Here is a 17,888-nt window from a genome sequence, read left to right as displayed (position 1 = left end):
ATTTAAAAAGAAGAAAAGATGTTAGAAAAATTGAAAGAAGAGGTTTGTCAGGCAAATTTAGACTTGGTCGCACACGGGCTGGTTATTTTTACCTGGGGAAATGTGAGCGGGATTGACCGTGAAAAAGGGTTGGTTGTGATTAAACCCAGCGGTGTTGCCTATGACGGCATGAGTCCGGATGATATGGTTGTTCTCGACTTGGATGGAAACGTTGTGGAAGGAAAATATAAGCCATCATCAGATACGGCGACACACTTGGTTTTATATAAAAATTTTGAAAATATTGGTGGTATTGTCCATACGCACTCCGAATGGGCTACAAGCTGGGCGCAAGCCGGAAAAGCAATTCCGAATATTGGAACCACCCAGGCTGATTACTTTTACGGCGAAATTCCTTGTACCCGTAAAATGACTGACGAAGAAATTAAGGGCGCTTATGAACTCGAAACCGGAAATGTAATCGTTGAATGTTTCAAAGGTTTAAATCCGGATTATGTTCCAGGTGTTTTGGTGAATAACCATGCTCCGTTTTCATGGGGTAAGGATGCGCATGATGCAGTTCATAATGCTGTAGTCATGGAAGAAGTTGCGAAAATGACTTTCCGCTCTTTCCAGCTTAACCCAAATACTGAAATGTCTCAAACATTGCTGGATAAGCACTTTTTGCGCAAACACGGCGCTAATGCTTATTACGGTCAAAAATAAGGTATCAGACCTTCGCTGTTTGTTGGTTCTTTGGAAGAACTGAAAGCGGCGGCATTCCTGAATTCAATAAAAAATTAAAAACTAATTTGCGATGACCCAAACTAAATATACGATCGGCTTAGATTATGGATCTGACTCGGTACGTTCATTAATTGTAGACGTGGCAACCGGAGAAGAAATTGCCAGCGTTGTATTTCCTTACCCACGTTGGGCGAAAGGGATGTATTGCGTTCCTCATGAAAACCAGTTTCGCCAGCACCCGTTGGATTACCTGGAAGGATTGGAATACACGGTTATTGAAGCCCTGAAACAAGCTCCGGCCGGAGTGGCTGAAAATATCGTTGGTATTTCAATCGACACAACAGGTTCGACTCCGGTAGCTGTTGACGAAAAAGGAACCCCATTGGCTCTGACTGCTGGTTTTGAAGAAAATCCAAATGCCATGTTTGTGCTTTGGAAAGACCATACAGCCGTAAAAGAAGCAGATGAGATCAATGCTTTGGCTAAAAACTGGAAGATTGACTTCACCATGTACGAAGGTGGAATTTATTCTTCTGAATGGTTCTGGTCAAAAATTTTGCATGTGTCACGTGCTGATGCAGGTGTCTTGCGTGCTGCCAACTCATGGGTGGAACATTGCGACTGGATTCCGGCTGTTTTAACCGGTAAAACACGTCCAAAGACAATGAAGCGTAGCCGTTGTGCGGCTGGCCATAAAGCGATGTGGCATGAGGCTTTTGGTGGTTTACCTACCGAAGAGTTCTTAGTGGCTCTTGATCCGATTTTAAGCGGATTGCGCGATCGCTTGTTTAAAGAAACATATACCTGTGATGTCGCTGTAGGCAACTTGACTCCTGAATGGGCCGAAAAGCTTGGCTTATCAACTGATGTTGTAGTTGGTGTAGGCGCTTTCGATGCACACCTTGGAGCTGTTGGTGCACAAATTGAACCTTATTATCTGAGTAAAGTAATGGGAACTTCAACTTGTGATATGTTGGTTGCCCCAACCGAAGAAGTGGGTGATAAACTGATTGCCGGTATTTGCGGACAGGTTGACGGATCGGTTGTGCCGGGTATGCTCGGAATGGAAGCCGGCCAATCTGCTTTTGGCGATATTTACGCGTGGTTTAAAAAGGTTTTGATGTGGCCTGCAGCGCAGGTTATTGGTCAGACTGAATTGCTTGATGAGGCTACTCGTGAAAAAGTGTTGGAGGAGCTTTCTGACAAAATGATTTTGGAGCTTAGTAAGGCTGCGGAAGAATTACCAATCGATGAAAAAGGCGTATTGGCGATTGACTGGATGAATGGTCGTCGTACACCCGATGCCAACCAAAACCTAAAAGGAGCATTGGCCGGTTTAAGTCTGGGAACAGACGCACCGCGTATATTCCGGTCTTTGGTTGAAGCGACTGCTTTCGGTTCGAAAGCCATTGTTGATCGTTTCATCGAGCAAGGTGTACCAATTAAAGGTGTAATTGCCTTAGGTGGTGTTGCTAAAAAATCGAAGTTGGTGATGCAGATTGTTTGTGACGTGCTGAATATGCCAATTAAAGTTGCCCGCTCAGAGCAAGCCTGTGCTTTAGGTTCAGCGATGGCTGCTGCCGTTGTTGCCGGTATTTATGCAACAACCGACGAGGCTCAGGAAAAAATGGGTGGAGGATTTGAATCCGAATATCACCCAATTCCTGAAAATGCTGTCAAATACCAGGTCATTTATGAAAAGTATCAGGCACTAGGTCAGTTTATAGAACAAAATCTGACACGTTAAATCTTTATAATTGTAATCCGTTATAAGATTGCATTTCATGAAAAAAGTAATAAATTGCCCGGCTAAAACCGGGCTTTTTTGTTCCTATGTATGATATAATCGGAGACGTACATGGCCAGGCCGGAATGCTGAAAGATTTGCTAAAACAGATGGGGTATACATCGAATGGCAAATTGTACAGTCACCCCGAGCGTAAGGCAATTTTTCTGGGCGACTTTATCAATCGCGGACCCAGAATAAAAGAAACCATCCAAATTATTCGTGATATGGTTGAGAATGGTGCAGCTTATGCCATTCTTGGAAATCACGAAGTGAACGCGCTTTTTTACAGCTTACTGGATAAAGAAGGAAAGCATATCAGTAAAAAGTGGTCGCGATTGCGCTTAGATTTGAATCCAACCCTGGCTGAATTTGCAAGCGAACGTGGCAAGTGGAAAGATCACATTGCGTGGATGAGAACACTTCCAATGTACTTGGAGTTTGAAGGTATCCGTTTGGTTCACGCTTGTTGGCAGGACGATAATATTGCTCTTCTAAAGGAAAACCTGGATGAGCCCAAATTGAAGAAGAAATCACTTAAGTTGATTGCTAAAAATAATCACCCTTTATCGAAGGCTTTTTGGGAAACCTGCAAAGGAATCGACTTCCAGTTACCCCACGATTTGTTGATTTTTGATAAAGAGGGACGTGCTCACCGTTCGTTTCGATCTCGTTGGTGGGAAAACCCGGAGGGAAAAACCTTTCAATCTCTGTCCTTTGAAAGCCGATTTGAGTTACCGGATTATCATATTCCACAAGAGATTGTAAATCATCGCAATCCGTATCCGGTAGATGATCCGATTGTGTTTTTTGGGCACTACTGCATGAGAGATGCTGCAAGTATCATTAAATCAAATGTTTGCTGTTTAGATTCATGTGTTAGTCGGTGTGGGAAATTGACAGCTTACCGGTGGAATGGCGAAAAACTACTGGATGAAAAAAATTTGATTAGTTAACTTGCTATTCATTCTGACTGATACTTAGTCTGTTATTTTTAGAGTGAAAAAAGAAGCGAATATTTTTAGCTATTTTTTTTTCATTCCTATTGCAGAGAAAAAAAGAAACTCTATATTTGCAAAGCCTTTTGAGAAACGGATTTCAGGAGGTTCGTTCTAAGAAAAAGTACTTTTAAAATCGACGAAAAACCATTCAATTTGGTGCGGTAGTTCAGCTGGTTAGAATATCGGCCTGTCACGCCGGGGGTCGCGGGTTCGAATCCCGTCCGCACCGCATTTTCGATGAATAAAAGTACTTTTAGGTGCGGTAGTTCAGCTGGTTAGAATATCGGCCTGTCACGCCGGGGGTCGCGGGTTCGAATCCCGTCCGCACCGCTTAACGAGGATTGCTCATCAGAGTGGTCCTCGTTTTTATTTTATACAAATACGACACAAAAAAGATGGAATTTCAATGTTAAAATTCCATCTTTTTTGTGTCGGTCATTTTGATCAATATCTTAGTAGTTGTAAATCGCTTCTTTCGTAAAGTTGCCTGATCCGTCGTTCACTAGTTTGAAGTTATCTCCCAAGTCGTCGGGGAAAATGTCAATGTCGCCATCATCATCGATATCCTGCACTCTCAACCAAGGAAACCAGGCTATTTCTGATCCGCCGGGAACATCTATTTGACTTGTTGCGTCAGTAAAAGCGCGGTTTCCTTCATTTTCCAGTAATTGAATTATACTACCAACGTAGAAGTTGCTGCTGCCTCCGCCAGTGCGGTTGACGACCAGGTCACGATCGCCATCGTTATCAAAGTCGGCTGCATCGAAATCCAACACCGTGCCATAAGAGGTGTAAGCGGTTAAAATAGTTCGATCGGCCTTAGTGTATGACCCGGTACTTCTACCCCAGTAGATTGAGGTACCGTCTCCATCTTGCTCGTGCGCGCCGACCAATAAATCAATGTAGCCATCTTCGTCAACATCGATTAGCTCCGCGGTAAACACTTTATCGATGCTGTTGTCGAAACGATCGGTAGTAGCAGTGAAATTGGCGTTTCCATCGTTTATGTAGAAAAATGGATCATGTCCCCCCACAAAAATATCAAGGTCTCCGTCGTTATCAATATCGGCCGCAGCACCTCCATGGAAGAAGCCTTTTTCGCTCATACGGCTCCAACTGAACGAGCCAGCCGAATCTTGAATGATTAATTTACAATAGCTGCCCGGATAGGGATTGGCATCGTAACCGTGGTCAAACACGAAAAGGTCGGTCAGTCCATCGTTGTTAAAATCTCCGGCAATGGTTTTGCGGGCGTGCGTTGCCGGAGGCATGTCGTCGTTAAACTCTGAGCGGGAATTGTAGAAACCGCCATTGCCGTCGTTTAAAGCCAGGATACAGTCCACTTCTCCGTCGAGCAAGTACTCCCCGGTAGCCATAAAAACGTCGGTTAAGCCATCATGATTGGCATCGAGATACGCAATGGCATCTCTTAAACTTCCATAGGTTGAAGCATCACCCGGCATGTTCCAATAGTAAACCTGGATGTCTACCTGGTTTGAATACGAGTTAGAACTTCCCATGTCTGCATCGGCACTTGCCGCTATGCCCAGGTCGGTTGTTGAAGTGACAGAGTCATCGCTATCGTCAGAGCAGGAATAAATAAAGCTTGAAATAAGCAGTAGCGCAATTAGATTGATTGAATTCTTTTTCATAAAATAATTTTCTCGATTATTAGAGGGTGTAACGCCAAACATCGTGATATGTTTAATGAAAAAATAGTTTGGTCAGAATTTGTTTGATTTCATTTCATATTAGTGTGATTATTTTCAGATAGTTGACAAAAGGTGAAATTCTAGTGAAATAGCGTTTTTTTTAGACGCCGTTTAATTGGCCGATCTCACGGAAAAATTAAACTGGTTTTGTCGCTTCACAGATTAATAGTTTCAGTTTTTCGCAGTAATCACAGGCGCTATTTGTTCCCGTTTTATTCCTTCTCTTGATATATTTTTCACAAAAAATAGCACGTATTCGACAAACAACCTGTTAAGTATTTGTTTGAGTCGGTTCGATATGCTAAAAATGATACATTTGTTTGTACTCCTTTATCGAAAAAGACTAATTACAAATTCTATTTGATCATTATGCGTAAAATAAACTTCCTTAGTACAGTATTCTTTACGATGTGTTTTTTGGGCTTAATGGCTCTAAGCTCTTGCCAGGAGGAACAAACTCCCAAGCACACGTTTGAAATCGGCAAAAATGATTTTTTGCTGGATAATCAAGCTTTCCAGATTCGTTGTGGCGAACTCCATTTTGCCCGCGTACCGAAAGAATATTGGCGTCAACGGCTTCAAATGACCAAAGCTTTAGGGATGAATACGGTTTGTGCTTACTTATTTTGGAATTATCATGAGCGTACCCCCAGTGAGTTTACTTGGGAAGGACAAGCCGATGTTGCCGAGTTCTGTAAAATGGCACAGGAGGAAGGTCTTTGGGTGATCCTTCGTCCAGGGCCGTATACCTGTGCCGAATGGACGATGGGAGGTTTGCCCTGGTGGTTATTGAAGAACGATGATATTGCATTACGATCAAAAGATCCACGTTATGTTGACGCGTGTCAGCGTTATCTAAAAGAAGTTGGTCGTGTTCTGACACCGCTTCAAATAACGCAAGGTGGTCCTATTTTGATGGTTCAGGTTGAAAATGAGTACGGATTTTATGCTGACGATGCAGAATATATGGGCATTATGCGTCAAGCTGTGTTGGACGCCGGGTTCGACGTTCCTTTGTTTGCCTGCAACCCGAAACACACCCTTAAAAAGGGTTATCGCGAGGATCTGTTTCAGGTGGTGAACTTTGGTGCCGATCCGGAAGATGGTTTTAAAAAGTTGCGGGAAGTGCAGCCTGAAGGTCCTCTAATGTGTGGCGAATTTTATTCCGGTTGGTTTGATACCTGGGGAACACCACATACCTTCGGCAACACGGAACCCTATTTGCGCGATTTGGAATATATGTTGAAAGAAGGAGCCTCCTTTTCAATTTACATGGCGCACGGAGGCACGTCCTTTGGCTTTTGGGGTGGCGCCGATCGTCCGTTTAAACCCGATTGTTCCAGTTACGACTACGGGGCGCCAATTAGTGAAGCAGGCCACACTACGCCTAAATTCTTTGAAACGCGTGAGCTTATCTCAAAATACTTGATGCCGAATGAAGAGGCACTATCTGAGCCTCCGGCTGCTGCGGAGATGGTTGCTTTTCCGGAAGTTACTTTAACCAGTTTTGCTCCTGTGTTTGATAACCTTCCCAGAGCAGTTGAAACAAGCGAACCCAAATCAATGGAATACTATGATCAGGCACAGGGGAGTATTATATACCGCACAAAACTTTCTGCTGGCCCTGAATGTAAGTTGAGTGTTGGAGCAGCTAATGACTTTGCCTGGGTTTATGTCGACGGGGAACAGGTCGGTATTATGGATCGCCGTAAACGAAACTATCAGGTAACTATCCCTGCTCGTTCAAAAGAAGCTACAATCGACATTTTTGTGCATGCAATGGGGCGTATCAACTTCGGAAAAGAGGTACACGACCGCAAAGGCTTGAATGACCCTATTCTGTTTAAAGCCGACGGCAAAACAATTTCAACTTCTAAATGGGAAGTATTCAATATCGACTACAACGATCAGTGGCTTTCAGGATTGAAATTTTCGGCATCGGAAACTCCAAATACAAAGCCGGGAATCTGGAAAGGAACATTCGATATTGACACTGTTGGTGATACTTATCTTGATGTTTCGACCTGGGGAAAGGGTGTTGTTTGGGTGAATGGCCATTGTTTGGGACGTTACTGGAACATCGGGCCTACGCAAACAATGTATTTGCCGTCACCATGGTTAAAGAAAAGCGAAAACGAAATTATGGTGCTGGATATTGTTGGACCGGAAAAGATGGTTATTTCCGGTGTAAAAGAACCGGTATTGGATCAACTTCGGCCGGATAAAGATTTCTCAGGAACCAAACGTCCGAAGGTAAATCTAAACATTGAGAACAAAAAAGCTAATTTGGTTTCAGCCTTCAAGCCGGGAGGAGAATCGCAAACGGTTATGCTTCCCAAAAATGTAAAAGGACGCTTCTTTTGCATTGAACCAACCAGCTCGCAAAATGGACAACCTTTTGCAGCAATTGCTGAATTGGATATTCTCGATGCACAAGGCGAGGCGATTAGTCATCAAAAGTGGACCATTGCCTATGTGAGCAGTGAAGAATCAATCGGAGAAAATGGAATAGCTGAAAACGCGATTGATGGCCAAACTTTTAACTATTGGCATACATCATGGAGTTCGGAGAAACCCAATTTTCCTCACTGTCTGGTAATCGATTTGGGAGGAGAGGAAGATATATCAGGGTTTACCTATGTTCCGCGTATGGACGAAAATGGTCCCGGAAGAATAAAAGACTATAAAATATTTGTTGGAAATGACTTGGTTACAAAGTAGCTTCCCTTTTGGATTAAATAGAAAGAGCAGTGTCATTTGACACTGCTCTTTCTATTTAACTGACTAAAAAAGGGCTTTAAACTTCTTTCTTTTCTATCTTCTTGGATTGAATAATGTAGCCAGCCACGAGGCCGATACCTCCAAATAGGAAGATCATCGAAACGTAGGCTGCTCCTTCATCTAAGTTAGTCGTACTTTGTAAAATGCTTCCTAACAAGACACCTATTGCTACTCCAATGAATAAGAGACCAAGTTTCATGGTGAAAAACGTTGTATTCGGCATTTTTGTGCGGAATAAACGAGGGTCGGCTCCTTTTTCAAGCATGGTTAATCGTTCTTTGTGACGAGTAGTCCAATACATATACAACAAACCGAAAACCAGTGCGAAAAAGCTTAATGGAATTAGAATACCTGCTAACATGACTTTTTATTTTTAATTGTTACTTTATTTTTCAAATTCGATCTTATGACGCAGCTTCCTTTCGCTGGTTACAACATTTGTGATATTTTTTGTGTTGGTTCCTTCATTTTAATATTCGAGTCTCTCGTTTACCAATGGTGAACGAGATTTTGAATGTGCAGCAGTAGGGGTGAAAATTTGTTCTGCATTTGCGAAATTATTTTTTATTCTTTTTTGTAACCAAGCCGGGATACGGACGTCATATTGCATGTATGAGCAAAATGGATGATCATTATTACATTGCTAAAGTGTTGGAGGGAGATACGGCATCTTTCTCATACCTGGTGGAACACTACCAGGATATGGTTTATGGCCTGGCACTGAAAATGCTTCGTAATGAAGAGGATGCTGAGGAAATGGCTCAGGATAGCTTTGTAAAGGCCTATCGTTCTTTGAACTCGTATAAAAAGAAAGCGAAATTCTCAACCTGGCTCTACAGCATTACTTATAATGGGTGTATCAGTTTGCTGCGTAGGCGAAAACTGGAAGTCAGGTCGATGGACGAGCAGCAGCTAAGCGATCGGGATGAGATTTGGCTGAACAACCAATTGGCAGAGATGGATAAAGTCTTTGTTGAAAAGAAGCTAAATGAAGCGATAGCTAAGCTTCCGGAGTTGGAACAGATCTTAATCACCTTGTATTATTATGAAGATCAAAAGGTGGAAGAAATCAGCCAGATTACCGGTTTGAGTGAAAGCAATGTTAAAGTAAAGATTCATCGCGCACGAAAAAAGATGTACGAGCTATTGTACCAAACTTGGCAGGAGGGGATTTTTAGTACAGTTTAAAAAGGAAAGATCATGGATACAAATGACCAACAATTCAGAGAATTAATGCAAAATTACCGGCCACAACGTGCGCCGATAGATTTTACCAAACGGGTGATGGATGAAATTCATCAAACGGAGATTGTAGCGGAGTATAAACCCATTTTTGGGAGATGGTTCCTGACGATTTTTGGCGCTTTGTTTGGCGGGTTTATATTGTATGCTTCGCTTAACGCCGGAAGCGGAAGTAGTGGCAGCAATCCGGTCGCTCAATGGTTTTCCAAAGTTTCCCAAGCTGACTCTGGCTTGCTGGATCATGTGAGCCGGAGCCTTGTAGGTTGGCTTGATCAAATTCCGTCGATCTTTATTTTTGCGCTTTTAGCAATCGTCCTCTTATTGGTTCTGGATCGATTTATTCAAAATCAGCGAAAAACAGCAAAAGCATAAAAGAAGAGCGGAATCCCAAAAGGTTCCGCTCTTTTTATAAATCGTATATTTTCTTTAAAATGGTAAATCATCACCTTCAGCAGGTTCTGGTGGAATATCACCGGGAGTGAAGGGTGGAGGAGCAGATCCGTTATCGGCACTGGCTGTTTCCACTTTCCAGGCGTTTATGTTGTGGTACCAGCGACCATTGAATTCCCGGCTTTCTACATCAAAAAATACGTTGACATCCATTCCGGGCTGAAGGCCTTCAATCAGGCTTAATTTATCACCGAAAACGGTGAAGCAAATTTGTTTCGGATATTGATCCTGAGTTTCTATAACGAATTCTTGTTTCTTCCATTCGTTTCCCGCTTTACTAACCCCTGAAGCAACAGGTAAAAGCTGGTTGATTTTTCCTTTAATTTCCATATGTCTTGTTCAAAATTGTCGATTGAAAGTCAAAAGTACGGATAAAAAAATACCCCCGAAAATTAATTTTCGGGGGATTTTAAAAAGTTATTAAGAGTTTGAATTAATCGACGATTTCGAGTAACTCAACTTCAAAAATCAAAGTTTCATTCGGGCCGATATCAGCACCTGCACCGCGTTGTCCATAAGCTAATTGACCTGGGATGTACAATTTCCATTTTGACCCAACAGGCATCAGTTGCAATGCTTCAACCCAACCGGGGATCACACCGCTAACAGGGAACTCAGCTGGCTCACCACGTTCAACAGAACTGTCGAAAACTTTTCCGTCAAGCAGTGTACCGGTATAGTGGCATTTCACTTTTTGATCAGCAGTTGGTTTTGGGCCTGTTCCTTCAGTCAAAATCTCGTATTGAAGACCACTTTCAGTCGTTACAACACCTGATTTTTCTTTATTAGCTGCCAGGAATTCTTCACCTTTTTTAGTGTTTTCGTCAGCTTCGCGAGCTGCCATTCCCTGGAAGTATTCCTGAACAATTTTGCGGGCGTCTTCTGATGAAATTGAAGGCTCCTCACCTTTAATTTGCTTTTCGAAAGCAGCTACCAGAATATCCATATTCAGGTCTTTTGCTCCCGGAGTTTGATCAATGTTTTGCTTTTGATTATCTCCGATCAAAACACCCAATGCATAGCTGGTTGAGTCAGTTGCATTCGTTAATTTGGCAGTAGAACGACCACTTGGTTGGCACGCTGCAAATACAGTTACAGCTGCTACTGCTACAAGAACAGGTTTAATATTCATTTTTCTCGATTAAATTATATTAGACAATTTCCAATAATTCCACATCAAAAATAAGTGTTGTGTTTGGTCCGATTGAACCACCTGCTCCGCGTTCTCCATAAGCCAGGTCTGAGGGAATGAACAATCTCCATTTTGAACCAACAGACATCATTTGAAGCGCTTCAACCCATCCCTGGATTACTCCGTTAACCGGGAATGTTGCAGGCTCGCCACGTTGTACAGAGCTGTCGAATACAGAACCGTCAATCAATGTGCCGTGATAGTGGCAGCGAACTTCGTCAGTTGGTGACGGTTTTTCACCATCTCCTTCAACCAAAACTGTATATTGTAAGCCACTGGCTGTTTCTACTACTTTGGGGTCTTTCAGGTTTTCGGCTAAAAATTTTACGCCTTCTTCCAGGTTGGTGGCACCATCACCACTTTGTTGATCTGCCATAAATTCCTGTAGAATTTTATTGGCCTGGTCTACACTTAATTTCGGTTGTTTTCCGGTAAAAGCATCTTCAATGGCACTCATGAAATTTACCGGATCAACTGTTTTTACACCCGATTGGATCAGATTTCCGGCGATGCTCAATCCAAGTGCATAACTAAAATCTTCCAAACGATTGTTTCCTTTTTGATCTGACATATCCTAATTTTTTATGAGTTACGAAGATAGAGGAAATTTTGAAATTGACTCAATCGTTCATGCTTTCTCTCCGTATAACATTTGTTTTTTTCCGGGTGGTCCGGGAATTCGCTGCATCTCGAAACCACTGCGTATTAGTTTTCTTCTGACCTCCCCTTGTGCACAGTAGGTTACGAAAATCCCCCGTGGATTCGTATGGTCTGAGAGGTTCCGGAATATGTCTTCGGCCCACATATCCCCCTGTTTATTGGGAGCAAAAGCATCAAAATAGATTAAGTCGAAGTCCGGAAAATCCTGAAAGCTAAAATTTGTTAAATCTGCTTCAAGCTTGGTCAACTCAAATCCGGGAGTGATGATATGTGGGCTATTCCACTCGCATTGATGCATGAGTTGAAACTGTCCCTGCAGTTCACCGGATAACAATTTGGCAAAGTTCAGCTGTTCAAATTCTGATGGCAGCAACGGGTATTTCTCGATACTAAAGTACCGAACCGATTTTGCTCCTTTGTTGGCTAATGTTAGTAATGCGTTCAAGCCCGTTCCGAATCCAACTTCGAAGATGCAAATATCGGGCTTGCTTGTGTTCAGCAAACCGTTTGTGATGAAGACGTGCATCGATTCCTGGATTGCCCCGTGAACAGAGTGAAAATGCTCTTCCAGTTCCGGGACAAACAAAGTATGAGAGCCGTCGGATGTTAAAATTATCTTTCGTTCCATAACTATTGATAGAGCCGCGAATTTCGTGATTTTATTTGAGGGCTCCACAAATTTATGTTACATTTAAACATTAAAATCTGCTTGTCATGCTTGTCAAAATATATGAAGAGAATCCGAATGAAAGAGAGATTCTTAAAGTGGTCGAGATCCTCCGGGGAGGAGGCGTCATAATTTATCCAACTGATACGATTTATGGCGTTGGCTGCGACATAACACAGGCGAAAGCAGTAGAAAGAGTGGCAAGGATCAAAAATGTGGAAGTTGAGAAGTCTAACTTTTCATTTATCTGCAGCGATTTGGGACATCTTTCTACTTACGCCAAACCTCTTCCAAACCACATTTTTAAGTTGATTAAACGCTGTTTGCCCGGGCCTTTTACATTTATTTTGGATGCCAATAACAATGTTCCCAAATATTTTAAAGGAAAGAAAAAGACAATAGGGATACGTGTTCCCGACAATTCAATTATTCTCGAAATCGTGAAGGAACTTGGTAATCCGATCCTTTCGGCTTCGGTAAAGGATGATGATGAAATTATTGAATATACAACTGACCCGGAACTGATTCACGAGAAATTTGGTGACTTGGTTGATTTGGTGATTGATGGCGGATACGGCGGAAATATTCCATCAACGGTTGTTGATTGCACCGATGATTATCCGGAAATAACCCGCCAGGGAAAAGGTCAGGTTGAAATTTAGTATTTGATTAGGGCTTCAATTATTTCTTCCAAAAAGCGGGCGAGAACAAAACCAATACGGTGAAAAGTTCCAGACGTCCCAATAACATCAGAAAAGAAAGAAACCACTTACCGGCAGGTTGAACCTGGTAGAAATTTTCTGCAGGACCGTAATTTCCTAATCCGGGGCCGATATTTCCCAAACATGTTGCTACTGCTCCCATTGATGAATTCAGATCGGGTTCAATCAAGGTAAACAAGACTGTGCTCACAAAAAAGATCATCAGGTAGATCATAAAGAACGCCAGTACGTTGGTAATGATTTGTTCCGATACAGATCGTTTGTTGAATCGCACGGGGATGATGGCATTGGGGTGCAAGAGGCGACGAAGCTCGTAGTAGCTGTTTTTCAATAACAGCACGATACGCATGATCTTAATTCCGCCACCGGTCGAACCGGCACTACCACCAAAGAAAAATAAGGTGAAAATCAGGACCATCAAAAATGGTGTCCAGGTCAGGTAGTCGGCTGTTGCAAAGCCGGTTGTTGTAATAATTGAAACGACCTGAAACAGCGTGTCGCGAAAAGCTTGCTCGTATCCTAATTGGGTTGTCAACAAAAGTCCGGAAAAGATGATCGCGGTAAAAATGACTACAAAAAGGAAGTAATATTTGAATTCTTCATTTTTATACATCTTATCAAACTTACCGGTTAATGCACTGTAGGTCAGTGTGAAGTTTGTACCGGCGATGAACATGAAGAATATAATCACATACTGGATAAAGGGTGAATTCCAATAGGCAATTGAAGCTTGCTTAGTTGAATATCCGCCTGTCGCCATGGTTGTAAACGAATGGTTTACTGCATCAAAAAAAGTCATGCCACCACCCCAAAGCAAAAGCGCCTCAACCAAAGTGAAGGCCACATAAATAGCCCAAAGGTTTTTGGCTGTTTGTTGAATCCGAGGATTCAGTTTATCGGGAACAGGCCCGGGAACTTCAGCTGCAAAGAGCTGCATTCCCCCAATTCCGAATACAGGTAAAATAGCGAGCGACAGAACGATGATTCCCATACCACCTAACCACTGGGTCAGGCTTCGCCAAAATAAGATACCATGCGGTAAAGCTTCAATATCATTCAAAATCGATGATCCGGTTGTTGTGAAACCGGACATGGTTTCGAAAAAGGCATCCGTTAAGTTTGGAATAGAATGGCTGAGTAAATAGGGAAGACTTCCGAAAAAGGAAAAAACAATCCAAACGAGGCTAACAATAATGAATCCGTCGTTTCTATTGATTTTCTTTTCTGCATTAAACATGGTCGCAACAGTGATTCCGCCTGTTCCTATTGTAATTAGTGATGCGTGCAATAGAGGCTTTACATCCGGGCCACTGTATAGCAGAGCGACCAGCATGGAAATCAACATAAAGACACCTTCAACTATCAATAAAAACCCTAGAATCTTTATAATTGCTCTGAAGTTTAGCATATGCAGAAATCCTTTGAGGTGATTATTTGAAGAATTTGTCGAGTTTCCGGATGGCAGATGGCAATGCAAAAACCACTACTTTATCGCCAGCTTGAACGATTGTCTCTCCTTTAGCAACAAAAGCCATTTGTCCGCGAACAATACCTCCTAATGTGGCATCTTCAGGGAAACCAATATCTTTAATAGGTGTTTGCGTAATCTTGGAACCTTCGGAAGCGATTAACTCGAAAACTTCAGCGTCCGATGCAGTGAGGCATTTAGCCTGAGCAACCTGGGCACCTAGCGTGTATTTGTATATGTAGCTAGCAGCAATCAATTTTTTGTTGATCAAACTACCAATGTCCATGCTCTCAGCAATTCCCATGAAGTCAATGTTTTCAACTTCGGCTACGGTACGTTTAATACCTAGCTTTTTAGCCATGTGGCAGGATAATATATTGGTCTCCGAATTACCGGTAACAGCAATGAAAGCATCCATCCGTTCAATTCGTTCTTCTTTCAGAAGGTCCAGGTTTCGACCATCCCCGTTAATAACGAGTACGTTTTCAAAGCGGTCAGCTACTTGCTGGCTACGTACCCGATCGGATTCGATGATTTTGATATTGTAATGATCGCCAAGGCGTTCAACTGTTTTTTGTGCGATACGGCTACCTCCGAGGATCATGATGTTACGAACCGGGAAAATTTCCTTACCGGTAAGTTCAAACACCTTGTTCATGTATGCCCGTGTTGTGATGAAGAAAATGATATCTCCGCTACGTACATAATCGCGGCCGTGAGGGATAATTGTTTTGTTCTCCCGATTAATAGCAACAGCCCGTATCTCTGATTCTATATATGAAAGCTCTTCGAATGATTTATTCAAGACGGGCGCGTTCTCGCGGATTTTAATACCCATCAAAATCAGCTTGCCTCCGGAGAACTCAATGAGCTGGCGTGTACCCACCTGTTTTACAGATGAAGCAATTTCTTTCCCGGCCAGGCTTTCAGGGTAAATTAATTCGTCAACACCAAGATTGCGAAGTTTCTCTTTATATTTTTCTTCCAGGTATTCGCCATTATTGATGCGGGCAACTGTTCTGGCAACGCCCATATCTTTGGCCATTACACAAGCCATAATATTGCGTTCTTCGTATGGTGTTACTGCAATCAGCAAATCAGATTTTGCGACACCAGCGTCTTTAAGATCTTTAAACGAATTGGCATATCCGGTGATCGTGAGCAGGTCAACCTGGCTCGATAATTTATTTAGCTTTTCGGTATCATCATCCATCAATACGATGTCATGATCTTCCCGGCTCAACATCTTGGCAAGATGAGTCCCTACTTCTCCCGCTCCAACGATAACAACTTTCATTGAGTAATTTTGAGTACTTCGTTAATTATAGCCAAGCAAAGTAACATATAAAATCCACAATATCCATGCATGCTGAATAGTTTTTGGAGATCTGCAGTTGCCGTTTCGCTCTGTTTGCGAATTGATTTTAGGTATTATCTTATGCGTAGTTGATGGGGACGCTAGATCAAATTGGAATGACTTATCAGTGTTGGCTGGCGTTCTGGTTGTGGAAATAAGCTGGTTTCAACTCATTTAGGTTTGGCAGTCGATCAGATATTGGGATCAATGATGAAGATTTTAAGTTTTTGTTAAGGCCGGTTAAGAGGTAAGCCTGGTTGCCGAATTGACATATGTCACGATCGAAAAGGAACGATCTTTCATGAATTTTCAAATGACTTTCGAGAAGGTAAGTTTTAGGCTGTTTTAGTTGAAGTTTCATCACAACGTTAGAATAAACAAAGGGAGACAATTTACTGGTGTCAGCACAAAGTATGTAATTGTCTCTTCCGTTGATGAAATGGTATGTTTTAGGCTGCCCATTATAAGAAATAATGCGTTGTTGATTTAATAGATTCCATTTCTCAGTTATACCGAGGAGCTGAAAAAACAACAAGCAGATCAGACTGTATTGCAAATACCGGGCTCTCCGGAAGATGATAAACAATATTGTAAAGAGGATCATTCCAAACAAAAAAAGTAGTTGCCAGCCTGAAATCGGAATGTTAGCGATGACGGCCCCCGGTAGTTCACTAATTCGTTTTAGAAGTAAAAGTACCAATGAATTTAATGTATCGAGCAAAGATGCAAGAAACTCCTGAACCGGGCTGACGGGCGTGGATGCGAAAAACAAGAAAGTACCTGCCAGTATCAGGAAAGCAGCAGGAATGACTACAAAATTGCTGAGCCAGAAATAGACCGGAAACTGATGGAAATAGTAAATGCTGAGCGGAAATGTCCCGATTTGGGCTGCAATGGAAACGCACAGCAATTGCCACGGCTTTTTTAGCCATTTGTTTTTAATCGGGATCACCTTTTCCAGCAATGGATAGAAATAGACAATACTCAGAACAGCAGCGTATGACAATTGAAAGCCCACCGCAAAAAGGATATCCGGATGTATAAGTAGCAATGCGAAAGCAGAAGCAGCAATGGAATTGTAAATTGAGTTTGTTCGATTCTTTGTTTCAGCCAGAAGGAGAAATGTAAACATGATCGTGGCTCGTTGTACAGATGGTGATAAACCGGTTAACAACGCATAAAACCAAAGTGCGGCGGCAATCAGGATAAATCTCAGCCATTTCCCCTTTTTTCTTCGGTTTAGAAATGAAAAGATACGAAGAAGAAAAAGAAAAATTAACCCGACGTGCAGACCGCTTACTGCCAAGACATGCATAGCTCCGGTTCGACTGAAATAATCCCTGGTCTCAGGTTGAAGTTCTTTTCGGTATCCAAGGCACAAGGCAGAGATAACCTGAAAGTTCTCCGGTCTTTTTAGTTTCGTACGAAGCGGATTAAGAAGCTTTTCCCTAAATTGCTCGGCCCACAATTTCAACCTAAAAGAACTTTTAGCAACTGGTTTTATCTTTTGAGCATTGAGGTAGCAGCTAAAGTAAATGCCCTGTTGTGCCAGGAATGATTTGTAGTCAAATTCAAACGGATTCCCTCTGTTTTCGATACGATTGATTTTAGCCTGGCAGAGCAACTGATCGCCAGTATTCATTTGGCTGATTTCTTCGGTTTTTGGGGCCCAGCAAAGTATGGACTGGCCATTTAATTTATTGCTTTCTTCTGCATTTATAAGCAATTGCAATTGATAGCTATTTGTTTTCTCTGCTGGTTTTTCCATCAGAGTGGCAAGAAATCGTGTTTCCTTTATTGGTGGAAGGGGGATTAGCGGATGCTGAATCTTGTAATTTATTGCAGACAGCAGTAGAACAACGGTAACCAGCAAGGATGAGGAAACCAGATCGAAAGGATACCTTTTGTTGCGGTATAATTTGCGATGCCAAATTAGGCCGGCAATCATCCAGATGACGAAAGCGAGTAAAAATAGGGGACAATATTTGGCGAGCAGTAAACCTGCAATCCAGAATCCCAATATTTTGACAAAAGGGTTATTCGAGAAAAATGCCACTGTGAAAAATATAAATAGAATGTAATTTACAGCTAAAAAGGTTTGCAATCCAATGGATTGCAAACCTT

General features: G+C 42.2%; 16 protein-coding genes and 2 tRNA genes. 9 read left to right on the top strand and 9 right to left on the bottom strand.

All coding sequences use genetic code 11. The annotated features are described in order from the left end of the window. Nucleotides 1–18 precede the first annotated feature (18 nt). The 5 genes from araD (at nucleotide 19) to GJV22_RS13160 (ending at nucleotide 3,843) form a co-directional block, all read left to right on the top strand. Nucleotides 19–705: an L-ribulose-5-phosphate 4-epimerase gene (gene araD / locus GJV22_RS13180; RefSeq protein ID WP_163714179.1), complete on the top strand. Its 687-nt coding sequence runs from the start codon at nucleotides 19–21 to the stop codon at nucleotides 703–705. Between the two features lie 91 nt (nucleotides 706–796). Continuing rightward, a complete protein-coding gene (locus tag GJV22_RS13175; RefSeq protein ID WP_163714176.1) occupies nucleotides 797–2,473 on the top strand; it encodes a ribulokinase in 1,677 nt (558 codons plus the stop codon). Nucleotides 2,474–2,559: 86 nt separating this feature from the next. Continuing rightward, the gene (locus tag GJV22_RS13170; RefSeq protein WP_163714174.1) at nucleotides 2,560–3,468 is read left to right on the top strand and encodes a metallophosphoesterase; all 909 of its coding nucleotides are present in this window, start codon (nucleotides 2,560–2,562) and stop codon (nucleotides 3,466–3,468) included. Between the two features lie 200 nt (nucleotides 3,469–3,668). Then, nucleotides 3,669–3,742 (top strand) — tRNA-Asp (locus GJV22_RS13165). A 27-nt stretch (nucleotides 3,743–3,769) separates the two neighbouring features. Continuing rightward, nucleotides 3,770–3,843, top strand: a tRNA-Asp gene (locus GJV22_RS13160). A 122-nt stretch (nucleotides 3,844–3,965) separates the two neighbouring features. Here the strand turns inward: GJV22_RS13160 and GJV22_RS13155 are convergent. Next, a complete protein-coding gene (locus tag GJV22_RS13155) occupies nucleotides 3,966–5,165 on the bottom strand; it encodes an FG-GAP repeat domain-containing protein (protein WP_163714172.1) in 1,200 nt (399 codons plus the stop codon). Between the two features lie 429 nt (nucleotides 5,166–5,594). Between GJV22_RS13155 and GJV22_RS13150 the strand changes: the two genes are divergently transcribed. Continuing rightward, on the top strand, nucleotides 5,595–7,946 hold the full coding sequence (locus GJV22_RS13150; RefSeq protein WP_205461866.1) for a beta-galactosidase: 2,352 nt from the start codon (nucleotides 5,595–5,597) through the stop codon (nucleotides 7,944–7,946). 76 nt (nucleotides 7,947–8,022) lie between these two features. Here GJV22_RS13150 and GJV22_RS13145 read toward each other — a convergent pair whose 3' ends face one another. Then, complete coding sequence (locus tag GJV22_RS13145; protein WP_163714170.1) at nucleotides 8,023–8,367, bottom strand: DUF6249 domain-containing protein; 345 nt, start codon at nucleotides 8,365–8,367, stop codon at nucleotides 8,023–8,025. 251 nt (nucleotides 8,368–8,618) lie between these two features. Between GJV22_RS13145 and GJV22_RS13140 the strand changes: the two genes are divergently transcribed. Next, nucleotides 8,619–9,194: an RNA polymerase sigma factor gene (locus GJV22_RS13140; RefSeq protein ID WP_205461865.1), complete on the top strand. Its 576-nt coding sequence runs from the start codon at nucleotides 8,619–8,621 to the stop codon at nucleotides 9,192–9,194. A gap of 12 nt (nucleotides 9,195–9,206) precedes the next feature. Next, complete coding sequence (locus GJV22_RS13135; protein ID WP_163714165.1) at nucleotides 9,207–9,620, top strand: hypothetical protein; 414 nt, start codon at nucleotides 9,207–9,209, stop codon at nucleotides 9,618–9,620. 54 nt (nucleotides 9,621–9,674) lie between these two features. On the opposite strand, the gene GJV22_RS13130 is transcribed toward GJV22_RS13135, so the two are convergent. The 4 genes from GJV22_RS13130 to mnmD form a co-directional block, all read right to left on the bottom strand. Continuing rightward, complete coding sequence (locus tag GJV22_RS13130) at nucleotides 9,675–10,028, bottom strand: DUF3127 domain-containing protein (protein ID WP_163714163.1); 354 nt, start codon at nucleotides 10,026–10,028, stop codon at nucleotides 9,675–9,677. A 103-nt stretch (nucleotides 10,029–10,131) separates the two neighbouring features. Further along, nucleotides 10,132–10,830: an FKBP-type peptidyl-prolyl cis-trans isomerase gene (locus tag GJV22_RS13125; RefSeq protein WP_163714160.1), complete on the bottom strand. Its 699-nt coding sequence runs from the start codon at nucleotides 10,828–10,830 to the stop codon at nucleotides 10,132–10,134. A 19-nt stretch (nucleotides 10,831–10,849) separates the two neighbouring features. Continuing rightward, nucleotides 10,850–11,461: an FKBP-type peptidyl-prolyl cis-trans isomerase gene (locus GJV22_RS13120; protein ID WP_205461864.1), complete on the bottom strand. Its 612-nt coding sequence runs from the start codon at nucleotides 11,459–11,461 to the stop codon at nucleotides 10,850–10,852. Nucleotides 11,462–11,518: 57 nt separating this feature from the next. After that, nucleotides 11,519–12,178: a tRNA (5-methylaminomethyl-2-thiouridine)(34)-methyltransferase MnmD gene (gene mnmD / locus GJV22_RS13115; RefSeq protein WP_205461863.1), complete on the bottom strand. Its 660-nt coding sequence runs from the start codon at nucleotides 12,176–12,178 to the stop codon at nucleotides 11,519–11,521. An 86-nt stretch (nucleotides 12,179–12,264) separates the two neighbouring features. Between mnmD and GJV22_RS13110 the strand changes: the two genes are divergently transcribed. Beyond that, a complete protein-coding gene (locus tag GJV22_RS13110; RefSeq protein WP_163714157.1) occupies nucleotides 12,265–12,879 on the top strand; it encodes an L-threonylcarbamoyladenylate synthase in 615 nt (204 codons plus the stop codon). 19 nt (nucleotides 12,880–12,898) lie between these two features. Here the strand turns inward: GJV22_RS13110 and GJV22_RS13105 are convergent, their stop codons facing one another. From GJV22_RS13105 to GJV22_RS13095, 3 genes are all read right to left on the bottom strand, one after another. Further along, nucleotides 12,899–14,284 (bottom strand): TrkH family potassium uptake protein, encoded by a 1,386-nt coding sequence (locus GJV22_RS13105; protein ID WP_238480331.1) that lies wholly within the window; start codon nucleotides 14,282–14,284, stop codon nucleotides 12,899–12,901. 85 nt (nucleotides 14,285–14,369) lie between these two features. Then, nucleotides 14,370–15,704, bottom strand: a complete 1,335-nt coding sequence (trkA, locus tag GJV22_RS13100) for a Trk system potassium transporter TrkA (protein ID WP_163714152.1) — start codon at nucleotides 15,702–15,704, stop codon at nucleotides 14,370–14,372. Nucleotides 15,705–15,888: 184 nt separating this feature from the next. Continuing rightward, nucleotides 15,889–17,820, bottom strand: coding sequence for a ComEC/Rec2 family competence protein (locus GJV22_RS13095; RefSeq protein ID WP_163714149.1), 1,932 nt, complete (start codon nucleotides 17,818–17,820; stop codon nucleotides 15,889–15,891). Nucleotides 17,821–17,888: the final 68 nt, after the last annotated feature.

The sequence above is a fragment of the Mangrovibacterium lignilyticum genome, from assembly GCF_010882175.1.
GTDB classification, from domain to species: Bacteria; Bacteroidota; Bacteroidia; order Bacteroidales; family Prolixibacteraceae; genus Mangrovibacterium; species Mangrovibacterium lignilyticum.
This window is presented reverse-complemented; position numbering and strand designations above follow the sequence as displayed.